8 protein-coding genes are annotated in these 12,719 nt (G+C 42.0%); 2 read left to right on the forward strand and 6 right to left on the reverse strand.

The annotated features are described in order from the left end of the window. Positions 1-48: 48 nt before the first annotated feature. The 6 genes from ureC to NLZ44_RS18910 form a co-directional block, all read right to left on the reverse strand. Positions 49-1,767 (reverse strand): urease subunit alpha, encoded by a 1,719-nt coding sequence (gene ureC / locus NLZ44_RS18885; RefSeq protein WP_006625997.1) that lies wholly within the window; start codon positions 1,765-1,767, stop codon positions 49-51. Between the two features lie 64 nt (positions 1,768-1,831). Then, positions 1,832-2,194 (reverse strand): urease subunit beta, encoded by a 363-nt coding sequence (locus NLZ44_RS18890; RefSeq protein WP_006625996.1) that lies wholly within the window; start codon positions 2,192-2,194, stop codon positions 1,832-1,834. A gap of 22 nt (positions 2,195-2,216) precedes the next feature. Then, positions 2,217-2,519 (reverse strand): urease subunit gamma, encoded by a 303-nt coding sequence (gene ureA, locus NLZ44_RS18895; RefSeq protein WP_006619200.1) that lies wholly within the window; start codon positions 2,517-2,519, stop codon positions 2,217-2,219. A 27-nt stretch (positions 2,520-2,546) separates the two neighbouring features. Then, on the reverse strand, positions 2,547-3,389 hold the full coding sequence (locus NLZ44_RS18900) for an urease accessory protein UreD (RefSeq protein ID WP_493750776.1): 843 nt from the start codon (positions 3,387-3,389) through the stop codon (positions 2,547-2,549). 99 nt (positions 3,390-3,488) lie between these two features. Beyond that, positions 3,489-4,418: an N-acetylmuramic acid 6-phosphate etherase gene (gene murQ / locus NLZ44_RS18905; RefSeq protein WP_315642784.1), complete on the reverse strand. Its 930-nt coding sequence runs from the start codon at positions 4,416-4,418 to the stop codon at positions 3,489-3,491. Between the two features lie 32 nt (positions 4,419-4,450). After that, positions 4,451-4,837, reverse strand: a complete 387-nt coding sequence (locus NLZ44_RS18910) for a DUF3110 domain-containing protein (protein ID WP_006625993.1) — start codon at positions 4,835-4,837, stop codon at positions 4,451-4,453. 180 nt (positions 4,838-5,017) lie between these two features. Between NLZ44_RS18910 and NLZ44_RS18915 the strand changes: the two genes are divergently transcribed. Next, positions 5,018-6,127 carry a methyltransferase gene (locus NLZ44_RS18915; RefSeq protein ID WP_493750777.1) on the forward strand — a complete coding sequence of 370 codons (1,110 nt, stop codon included), beginning with the start codon at positions 5,018-5,020 and terminating at the stop codon, positions 6,125-6,127. A gap of 5 nt (positions 6,128-6,132) precedes the next feature. Beyond that, positions 6,133-12,684 carry a glycosyltransferase gene (locus NLZ44_RS18920; protein WP_493750778.1) on the forward strand — a complete coding sequence of 2,184 codons (6,552 nt, stop codon included), beginning with the start codon at positions 6,133-6,135 and terminating at the stop codon, positions 12,682-12,684. The last annotated feature ends 35 nt before the right edge of the window (positions 12,685-12,719 follow it).

Consider the following 12,719-nt stretch of genomic DNA (forward strand, 5'->3'; position numbering starts at 1 on the left):
TTCTACCTGCTTCTGGGAGAGTTTGTCAACCTTGCCTAAAGGGTGAAGTTAGAATAAGAAATACCGCTGCGCCATGGGTAAAACTGTGGCGGGTTCACAGGTTAGTAGTTCCCCGTCTGCCGTGACTTCGTAGGTTTCTGGATCTACTTCGATCTGGGGTAAACTATCGTTTAATTTCATGTCTAATTTGCTCAAATGGCGGGTATTAGATACGGGAACTGTGGCTTTTTTTAAACCCAGTTTTTGCATAGTTTTACCCTCTAAAGAAGCCTGGGAAACAAAGGTTAAGGATGTGGCAGATATCGCGCCTCCAAAACTAGCAAACATCGGACGCATATAAATGGGTTGGGGTGTGGGAATACTGGCGTTGGGGTCTCCCATTTGTGACCAGGCGATCGCCCCCCCTTTAATCACGATTTCCGGTTTAACTCCAAAAAATGCCGGTTTCCATAGACATAAATCTGCTAATTTACCCTCTTCAACGGAACCGACATAATCATTAATTCCGTGGGCAATAGCAGGATTAATGGTATACTTAGCAATGTAGCGTTTAGCCCGGAAATTATCATGGGTTTCTGCCGCATTTTCTGGGGATGGTAATAACCCCCTTTGTACCTTCATTTTATGGGCGGTTTGCCAAGTGCGGATAATGGTTTCTCCTACCCTTCCCATAGCTTGGGAGTCCGAGGCTATCATACTAAATGCGCCTAGGTCGTGAAGGATATCTTCGGCGGCGATCGTTTCCCGACGTATGCGGGACTCGGCAAAGGCGACATCTTCGGGAATATGGCGATCGAGATGGTGACAAACCATCAACATATCTAAATGTTCTTCTAGGGTATTTGCAGTATAAGGACGGGTGGGGTTAGTGGAGGAAGGCAGGACATTTTTATAACTACAAACTTTGATGATATCTGGCGCATGACCACCCCCCGCGCCTTCGGTGTGGTAGGTGTGAATTACCCGGTCTTTAAAGGCGGCTATGGTATTCTCTACAAAGCCCGCCTCATTCAGGGTATCTGTGTGAATAGCTACTTGAATATCATATTTATCCGCAACTGTTAAACAAACATCGATCGCCGCTGGTGTAGTTCCCCAATCTTCATGAAGTTTTAAACCCATTGCGCCCGCCATTACCTGTTCAACTAAGCCTTGGGGTTGGGCGCTATTTCCCTTCCCTAAAAATCCTAAATTCATGGGGAAGGCTTCCGCCGCCTGTAGCATTCTATGAATATTCCATGGTCCGGGAGTACAGGTGGTGGCATTAGTTCCGGTGGCGGGTCCAGTCCCACCTCCTAACATGGTGGTAATTCCAGAGGCGATCGCTGTTTCAATTTGCTGGGGACAAATAAAGTGAATATGGCTATCAATTCCGCCAGCAGTTAGGATTTTACCTTCTCCAGCAATCGCCTCTGTAGACGGACCAATAATAATATCAACGTTGTCTTGAATATAGGGATTTCCGGCTTTCCCAATTTTGCAGATTTTACCGTCTTTAATACCTACATCAGCTTTAATAATTCCCCACCAGTCTAAAATTAGGGCGTTAGTAATTACCACATCAACCGCGCCATCTTCCCTGGAAATGGGAGATTGTCCCATACCATCCCTAATTACTTTACCACCCCCAAATTTGACCTCATCTCCGTAGGTAGTTAGGTCTCTTTCAACTTCTATAAATAGTTCTGTATCGGCTAATCGAATGCGATCGCCTACCGTCGGTCCGAAGGTTTCCGCGTAGGCTTGTCTATCCATGCGATAACTCATTTTTGGCTCCTAATTAATCACAATATAGCTATTTTCAAGCTGGCGGCGGGTTAACTCACCAGATTTACTTAGGCTTTTTTTTGGACTTATCTTTTTTGCGTTTTTCCCGCTTAACTTCGGGTGATAATGTGCCATTAATTAACCCATTAAAACCGTAAATTTCACGACTTCCGGCTACAGTCACTAATTCGACTTCCCGGTTATCTCCGGGTTCAAATCTGATGGCTGTACCAGCGGGGATATTTAACCGCATTCCCCTAGCTGTTTCCCGTGCAAATTCTAAGGCGGGATTGACTTCGTAAAAGTGGAAATGAGAACCGACTTGGATGGGGCGATCGCCTGTATTAGCTACATTGATTTTCACAGTTTCGCGACCCGAATTAAGTTCGATTTCTCCTGGTTTAACGATTATTTCTCCGGGAATCATAGTTAATTAAATAGTGATTGTTTTATTGGATGGGATTATGAACTGTTACCAATTTCGTACCATCGGGAAACGTCGCTTCTACCTGTACCTCGTCCACCATTTCCGCTACCCCTTCCATCACATCATCTTTAGTTAATAGAGTCGTTCCATAACTCATTAAATCCGCCACAGTTCGACCATCTCGCGCCCCTTCTAAAATGGCAGCAGATAGGTAGGCGACAGCTTCGGGATAGTTTAATTTAACTCCCCTGGCTTTACGTCTTTCCGCTACTAAGGCGGCAGTAAAAATTAGTAGTTTATCTTTTTCTTGGGGTGATAGTTGCATTCACAACTCCTTAAATGAGTCCAGTTATTAAACATTCCAAACTCGCGGTTTGGTGATGTTTTTTCCTGATAAATTGGGGCGTAATAACTGCCAAATTTCAGTAAACCAGGCGATCGCTTCTTGGCTAGACGGACCACGATAACGACACAATAACCCTGATAACAGTTGAGTCGCCCCGGCTTCTCCTTCGCTTTGGTGTTCACCCCACAGCATTCTAACATGGTTTAGGGTCTCTTTGGAAACAGGTTCACCTACCCAGGTGAGAGTAGCAACTACAGGCCATCCTCCTAAGCCGTGGGGACTCTCTAAAATGGTTTCACCCCCAGGAAGCCATTGTCTATCTATCCATAGGGGTTTCTCATTTTGCCATATTTCCGTGTGCGATCGCCACTCTCCCTCCATAAATTTTTCCCCCCTGGCTGAACGACCAAACCGGGTAATTTCCCATCCTAACCAGGTCGCTTCTGGGGCTAATTCTACCCGTAAATCTTGACGATAAATAGCACCATTAAAAATGATGGTTTCTCGGGGCAGATATTCTAAATAAGCGCCTTTTTCTAGTTTAATCTTAACATTTTGGCTGGCAGTTTTTCCCGTGCTACGATAAACTCTACTCGCCGCCGCCGTAGTTAATAAAACTTTCGTATCCGCTTGTAAATGCAGGTTCTGCGATAGGCGATCGCCCCCCACCATTCCCCCCGCTGTATGTAATGCTACACTCTGGCAAATTTCCTCCCCTGGCGGATAAAAAGGGCGTTGGATTTTATAGGGCGCGATCGTATACTTATTAACTACTTGGGTAATTCCATTATTTTGGGAATATTTCAGGTTAAGAATACCATGCCATTCCGACCGGTTAAAGTCACTCATTAATTGATAATTGATAGAGGAGTTATATCAAAGTCCCCCCACTGGGGATAGGGATTTAGGGTGAGGGAAACCATTAAGCTGGAAATAGATAGTTGACTGCTAATTATTTTTGATGGTTTTTTGATGCTTTAACACCGCATCTCTCAATTGTCCTTGACATTCATCAAGCAGTTTAATTCCCCCTGACGCATCTAAATCAGTCCAATACATTAATAGGGCTAATTTCACCGATTTATTACTGCGTTCTAATAATTCTGCCGCTTGTGAGCGAGTCATACCTGTTAAATCAATTAAAATACGCATCGCCCGATCGCGTAATTTATTATTCGTCACCGCCACATCAACCATGCGATTACCGTAGACTTTTCCTAGCCTCACCATCACACTGGTTGAGATGATATTTAATGCCATTTTGGTGACAGTTCCCGCTTTCAGACGAGTCGAACCCGCCAGGATTTCTGGACCTACTAAAAGGCGGATATCTACATCAGCATCAAAGGTCACTTGTTCCCTGGGAACACAAGCCATAAATATCGTTTTTGCCCCTCGGCTTTTCGCTGCTTGTAGCGCCCCATAAACATAGGGAGTTGTGCCGCCAGCCGTAATTCCTAGGACGATATCTAACTCCGTGATTTGGCGGTGGGCGATCGCTTTTTCCCCATCTGTGGCCCTATCTTCTAATTCCTCCGAACTACGAATTAATGCCCCTGCGCCCCCCGCAATAATCCCCTGTACCAGTTCCGGGGGACTACAGAAGGTGGGCGGACATTCAGCCGCATCTAACACCCCTAAACGGCCACTCGTACCCGCCCCGACGTAAAATAACCTCCCCCCTTTTTTTAGGGATTGTGTAGTTATGTCGATGGCTAGGGCCAGGGATTCGCGGGCATGGGCGATCGCCAGTAAAGTTCTGGCATCCTCGCGGTTGAACAAATCCACCAATTCCAGGGAAGTCAGGCGATCGAGGTTTTCGCTACTCGCATTAGCCTGTTCCGTCAATAAATGGCCCCGCGTTTCCAAATTAGTCATGTTTTGCTGTTGGTCCTTCACAAGTGATCAGGCTAAAGTAAACCTTCTAGGCGACGGCGAATGCTGTCGAGTTCGTCTGATGGGAATTCTGAGGATTCCTCTGAGTCCCTTTCGTCTTGGGTTTTGCCTTGCTTTTCCCACTCCAACTCCTCCACATTATTTTCTGGAGGAATCGCTAAAGCCCCAGACGGAATCAGCTCCCAATCATAATCTACACTGCGACAGAATTCTTTGATTTCATCATCATCAATTCCCTCAATACAGGGACTGGGGAAATCTTGGGCTTCCAACAAACCACCAAAGCGGATGGCATCGTCTTCCTCCTCAAACATTAACACCTTATTGCGATCGCCCATCTGAATTGTGTGGATTCCCTCATTATCAGTCCCGGCATTGAACAGCAAGACATAGACTTTCATGATCTTGAATCGGGTTGTTAACAACAGCTTTATCTTATCTTACAACCTCCGATCACCTTTTTTCTCAACTCCACCATGGATCCCCATTCCAGACCCAGCTCCTTCCGGTTGAGATGTGCTAACCAGTCTGCTAGACTGTCTCCACCAGCTAAATATTACAATATTTGAGGATTATCTTGCATGAATTATAGCACATCCGGCGCAAAAATGCCAGCCATTAAAACATTTGTTAACAATCAAGTTAAGTTTCCTGAACGCTTTAATTCAACCATTGACAATCAGGATGAGATGTATTTATTCGCCCTCCAAAATCAAGGCAGCCATGAACGGGCTATCATTCGTTATTATAGCAATGGTATTCGCATTTTTGATGCCGTCAAACAAGTCGTTGATTGGCATTTTGGCGGGTTTAATAAAATCAGTGCCTTTTTAGACTTTGCTAGTGGCTATGGTCGCTCTACCAGGTTTTTTGTGCAAGAAATACCCTCAGATAAAGTCTGGATTTCTGATATTTATGCCGAGGGGGTAAAGTTTCAGGTTGAACAATTTGGCGTTAATGGTATTGTGTCTACCTCTCAGCCAAAAGACTATCTTTGTAGTCAGAGTTTTGATGTGATTTTGGCTTGTTCCTTTTTTAGCCATCTCCCTAAAGCTACCTTTTCCCAATGGTTAAAGGTGTTATATAACTTACTTAATCCCAACGGTTTATTATTATTTAGCGTCCATGATCGCAGTTTATTACCATCTCATTTAATGATTGATGATTCCGAGTTATTATTTTGTCTGAATAGTGAAAGCAGAACTTTGGACTTGGGGGAATATGGAACCAGTTATGTCGGCGAAAATTTTGTCGCTAATACCATTGCTGATATTTCCGACCATCAGGCTGTTTATCATCGCATACCCCAGGGAATTTGTCGGTATCAAGACCTATATATTTTGGCGAAAAATCCGACCATGACTTGGGAGAATTTTCGATATTATCATCATCCTATAGGAAAAATTGAACATTGTCATCTTACCGCTGATGGGGTTTTGGAATTGGGGGGTTGGGTTTCCGAAATTAACCCTGGTGGTCAGGTTTCCGAAATTTTGGTTTATCTTAATAGTCTCTTAATTTATCGGGAAACAATTAACTGGGAAAATCATTCTGGCCAAACATGGAATTTGGGGTTAAAATTGGATGCGGTGAATTTTGATGATATTATTATGGTGAAAACCATTAATAATTTTGGGTTAGAATGGGTGTTTGATTGTGCGCCGCTGGAGTTTTTGTTGAGGGGGAATTAATCGCTATGGTTAAGATTATACAGTCTCCGGTTTTAATTATTACCGGAATGCACAGGTCTGGGACTTCTTTACTTGCGGCTTTATTACAGCAAGCAGGTCTGAATTTGGGGGAGAGTTTATTAGGGTCTAGTCGGGGGAATATTCGCGGACATTTTGAGGATTTAGAGATGATCGATTTCCATAAAGAAATTTTGCGATCGCAGAATTTGAACTCCGATGGCTGGCTGGAAAAATTGCCGATTTCCGTGGTTGAAATTTTCCGGAAAAAGGCTAGGGAAATTATTGCCAAAAAATCTAATAATTCCCTATGGGGATGGAAGGAACCTCGGACTTGTTTATTTCTCGATTTTTGGCGAGACTTACTTCCTCATGCTGGGTTTATTTTTGTCTATAGGTCTCCTTGGGAGGTCGTCGATTCTCTCTATCGACGGGGGACAGATAGCCTAATTATATCACAGCCAGAAATCGCCATTTTAACCTGGATACATTATAACCAAAATATCCTAGAATTTAGCGATCGCTTTCCTGACCATTCTCTAATTATTCACCTTCACCAAGTTACTCAGTTTCCCCAAACTGTCATCTCAGCCATTAACCATAAATTTAACCTTAATTTTAATCCCATAACTGGGAATATATTTGAACCCGAATTATTAAAAACTGATATTTCGGAAAGTTTCCGTCCAAGTATTATCAAAAAATTCTATCCTGAAGCTATTGATATCTATTTAACCCTCGACAGCAAGGCGACCCCTTTAAACGCTGAACCTAATTTATCTTGGGGGTCTATTCCTAGGTTTGCTAATTCCCAAACTTGGCTAATGTCTGACTGGTTAGAAGTCCGTCAACAGCATAGTCAAAATCAACAGTTAGAAACAGAGTTAAACCTAACTCATACTAGGTTACATAACACCCAAATTGAGTTAGAGAGATATCAAGCACAAGTGGAAATTTTAGCAACTAGACTCGCCAGAATTGAGAATCAGCAAAAATCGGATAATTTAGCCTTTCTTCCTCCCCATACCCCTCCTTTATTAACACCATATCAGGCTTGGTTACGGGTTAATCAATGGAATCATAAAGCCCAAAAAGAGTTACAAGCCAGATTAAACATCTGGGGGGATAAATTACCTAAGATTTCCGTAATTATGCCAGTTTATAATCCCCCAATTAGGTTTTTAGAATCCGCAATATATAGTGTAATTAACCAAGTTTATCATCATTGGGAACTTTGTGTAGCTGATGATGCAAGTTCTCATCCAGGGGTTAGGGAATTTTTAGAAAATATCAGTCAGACTCACCCCAAAATCAAAGTTATTTTTAGAGAAGAAAACGGCAATATTAGCGAGGCGACTAATACTGCTATCCGACAAGCAACCGGAGACTTTCTGCTATTTTTAGATCATGATGATGAATTAACCCTTGATGCGTTAGGGGAGGTCGCCTTATATATTGCGGAACACCCAGAAACCGATATTATCTATTCTGATGATGACAAAATAGACCAGGAAGGACAACGATTTTCTCCGCAATTTAAGCCGGACTGGTCGCCGGAATTATTACTATCTTATATGTATTTCGGTCATTTATTAACTATCCGAAAAAAAATAGGCGATCGCCTAGGCGGAATGCGGAAAGGTTTTGAAGGTTCTCAGGATTATGATTTGGTATTAAGAGCCACAGAAATTACTACAAATATTGCTCATATTCCCCTTATACTATACCATTGGCGGGTTATTCCCGGTTCGACTGCTGCATCAGGTTCCGCCAAACCCCATAGTTTTATCGCCGCACAAAATGCCATTCAAGAAGCCTTAAATCGACGGAAAATAAGCGGGAAAGTTGATCAGCAAACTTGGGCTATAACATCCCATTGTGGTATTTTTAATATTAAATTTCCTGATGAAGGTCCCCCCGTAACTATCATAATTCCCACTAAAAATCAGCGGGATTTACTACAAACCTGTTTAGAGTCTCTCGCCAAAACCAGCTATCATAATTATCAGGTGATGATTATTGATAATGAAAGCGATGATATAGGGACTTTAGAATATTTGCGACAACTCCCCCACCGGGTAGTTAGGTTAGGAAATATCGACGGAAGGTTTAACTTTGCATACCTCATGAATGAGGCTGCAAAATTGGTAGATACCGACTATATTTTATTCCTGAATAATGACACAGCCGTAATTTCTCCTAATTGGTTAAGTCAGATGATGGGATATATCCAAATCAACCAAGTTGGGACTGTGGGTGCCAAATTAATTTTTCCCAATCAAACTATACAACATGGGGGGGTTATTTGGGGTTTACATAATGGTTTAGTCGGTCACGCTTTTAAACTGGTTTCTCGGTTAACCTCTGGTTATCTATGGTCTTTGAATACTCCTAAAAATTATAGTGGAGTTACGGCGGCTTGTTTACTCACCTCCAGGGATTTGTTTTTGAATATGGGAGGGTTTAATCATACAGAATTTGGGGTTGCTTATAATGATGTTGATTATTGTCATCGTTTGTGGGTGGCTGGGTGGCGGTCTGTCTATTGTCCTGATGCGGAATTAATCCACCGAGAAGGTGTATCTCGTGGTCGGGAAGATGACCCCCAGGAAGTCGCGACATTTAGAGAAAAATATCGGAGTCAAGTTGATAGATTTTATAGTCCCCATCTATCTTTAGATAATGAACAGTTTGTTATCCAACCTCGTCGGTTTTTGATGGGAAAATTAACTCGAAAATTGCGAGTTTTGATGGTTAGTAATGCTTTAGACTTGACGGGTGCGCCACTTCATCAGTTTGATTTAGCGGTGGAATTTGCCAAGAAAGATGCTATTAAACCTCTGGCTTTTTGTCTGACTGATGGTATCTTGAAACAAGCATATCAAAATCATCAAATACCTATTACCGTTTATGGGGGTCATCCCCTCCAAAATGTCTATCGGTTGGATGATTACCACAACGCTATTACTAAACTAGCGTCCGAGGTGAGTAAGTATCCTATTGATGTGATTTATATCAATACTCTTGATAACTTTTTTTGGGTAGACTGCGCCGCCAAAATGGGTATCCCTTGTATTTGGAATATCCATGAGAGTCAACCTCAACAAAATTATGCTGAATGGTTGGATAGTTTCGGACCAGAAATCGCGCGTCGGGGACTCGAATGTTTTGGCTTACCCTATCGAGTCGTATTTGTTTCTGATGCTTCTCGAAATCAGTATTTATCCCTGAATGGATCTCATAATTTTACGGTAATTCATAATGGCTTTAATCGCCAAAAATGGGAAGCCGAGGCGAAACAGTGGACGCGGGAAACAGCCAGACAGGAGATGGATGTCTCTCCCACAGATATAGTATTGCTATTGTTGGGGACGGTATGCGATCGCAAAGGACAGCAAGACTTACCCCTAGCTTTATCTCACCTCTCCCCAGAATTACAACAGCTGATTAAGGTGTTTATTGTAGGCGATCGCCCTAGCCCCTATAGTGATAAACTTCATAGTATTATATTGGGTCTTCCTGACCATTTGCGACAGCGAATTAAAGTGATCCCCGAAACTCCCGACACGGCTAAATATTACCAAGCGGCGGATCTGTTGATTTTTACTTCCCGCGTTGAAAGTTTCCCCCGGGTAATTTTAGAAGCTATGGCTAATCAACTTCCAATTATTTCTACTCCTGTATTTGGGATAAAAGAACAACTAAAATCAGGAATAAATGCCTTATTTTATCAGCCGGAAAATATTCAGGAGTTAGCCATAGCTATTGCCTCCATGTTGCGGTCTCCCCAAATGCGATCGCATTTCGCCAAAAACTCCCCCCTAGTCCTCCAAGGCTTAACCAGCTTTCAGGAAATGGTCGCCGCTTATCAACAACTGTTACAAGAATCATATTTCACCTCAGCCAATATATCCGAAACTTCCTCCTTATCAGACCCCCCAGAATCTCCCCTAGTTACCGTTTGTATTCCCCTCCACAACGGTGAAACTTACCTAGCCGCTACCCTCAAAAGTCTAGCTGGTCAAACCTATCCAAATTTAGAAGTTATTATAGCTGATGATAGTTCAAGCGATCGCAGTTTAACCATAGTCAAACTCTTTCGCCGCCAGTCTCCCTACCAGATTAGTTTATTTCAGCATCAGTCACCTTTAGGACTCGCCCAAAATTGCAACTTTTGTCTATCCCAAGCCAAAGGTAAGTATATTAAATTCCTATTTCAAGATGACATTATCGAATCAGACTGCATTAAAAAGTTAGTAGAATTAGCCGAAACCGACGAAAAAATAGGTTTAGTCTTTTCTCAGCGTAGTTTAATCTTGTCAGAGTCAGACGCAAAACATCCCGCTTTAATAAAAATCTATCAAGGATGTAAAAACCTCCATAAATCTTGGTCAAAACTAGAATCTGTACAATGGGGATTAGAATTATTATCTGACCCCAATATCCTCGAAATTCCCCTCAACAAAATTGGTGAACCTAGTGTAGTATTAATCCGTCGAGAAGTCTTTAATACCGTAGGAGGTTTTGACCCACAACTTCGCCAACTGGTTGACCTAGAATTATGGCTAAGAATTTGCACTAAATATAAGGTAGGATTTGTCAATCAAACCCTATCCCATTTTCGCCTACACCTACAACAGCAAACCCTAAAAAATGCCTATTCTGGAGTATCTGACCAAGTAAAGTTTTATCATAAACTAGCTTTTGACCCTAGTTTTAATCATCTCAATCAGCATCTACGAATGTTAGCAATTGCTACCTATTTTGTCCTCACCGAAAGATATCACCCCCTAGAGGAAACTCCCTATAAATTAGCTTTAGACCAATTGCGACAAGTTCGCCAAACCATCGCCGAAACCTGGATAAAATCACCCTTGTCTGTCCTGGAAAAGCAATATAACGGACTTTTAGGTAAATCTCATAAAATGCTATTAAACACCAGCCTTAAATATCATCCTTTAACTCAACCAGAAATCGATTTTGTCGCCACCATTAAATCTCAGCTACAGTTAGGATTTGATAATCTCAATTATCTGCAATATTTGATTAGCTTTCAACTCTACTGTTGGGGAGATGAAATACCACAATTTCCCGAATTGTCCTTACTTCCCCATTGGCTAATTCAAGACACAGTAGAATTTTGGCTAAAAGTTCCCGCATATTTTCCGCAACCCCAGGGAATTAAACGTTATGGTGAGTATTTGCAAAAATTGATTAACTTTATCCATCATCGAGTTATCAAATATCCAAAATCTCAGTTATGGAATACTGTAGCCATTTTATTTACAAATTCCGCTGATTTAACCATACTCTCTCACCAAGAAAACCTAGAAACGGTCTACCGTCAGCGAGTCGAAATTTTATCTCTGGTGATGAAATTGCAAAACCACAGCTTAACCTGGGAATTTCCTCATCAAACCTCTCGAAAATTAATCAAGTTGGGAATTATTATCTCTCACCTGAAACCCACCCCAGAAACTCTGCTGAGTCTGTCAACCTATGAATATCTCCCCCCGGGGTTTCAGATAAAATTGTACTGTTTGAATGAAACCGGAAACCCCCTAGAGAGTTACTGTAAACAACATACCCACGATTTTATTAAACTTCCCGATAACCTGGAAAATCAAGTTAATCTAATTCGGGGTGATGATTTGGATATGGTGTTAATTTGTGGAACTTTAACGAATACTACAACCCCCCTGGTTTTATTGGCTTTACACCGACTAGCCAGAATCCAAATAAATTTTTCCTTGTCTCCGGTTTTCACCGAATTTCACTCTATAGATTATCAGATTATTGGTGATTTAATTACCTCCCCAAATATCCAAAAATCCAAGCAATTGACTATCCCCGGCTGCGGTTACTGCTGGAGTCCTGCTATCGGTGAAACTTCTCCGCGCCTTAATTTAGAACGCGATAATTTAGGAATATCTGAAAATTCAACAGTTTTTATATCGGCTGTCTCTTTGGTCAATATAACCTCAGAATTAATCGAATCTTGGGGAGAAATTTTGTCGGAAGTGCAAAATTCGGTGATGGTAATCTCTCCATTTTTAACCAATCCCGCAGCCAATTACCTGCAAAAAAATTGGTTAAATTACTACAGTCAAATTCTGGGTAAATTGTCCATAGATCCCAGTCGGCTTTTGCTGTTAAACCTAGATTCATCCCTCAGCCGTAGTGATTTCAGAAATTGTCTAAAAATCGCCAATATATATCTTGACTCCTACCCAGTTTCTGATATAATATCAATATATGATGCTCTCCAAGTCCCCTTGCCAATAGTGGTCAAAGATAGCATCATTCCCCACCACACCGCCAGCGCGGCTATCTTGAGAGATTTGGGACTAGCGGAGCTGGTTTCCCGGGATGAACATGGCTATATAAAACTAGCGATCGCTTTAGGAAATAATAGAAGATTCCGGGAACAATATAGCGATCGCCTCCAGGAGAAACTCAGGCAAAACCCGGCGATATATCAAAGTATTTCCTACTCAGAGAATCTCGGAGATATCCTGAAACAGACATGGAAAAAATCCCCACACACCCCTAGTCCGTAGGGTGATACCCATCAAAATCAGCCCGTTAAATGTCC

This window comes from Arthrospira sp. PCC 9901, assembly GCF_059013425.1.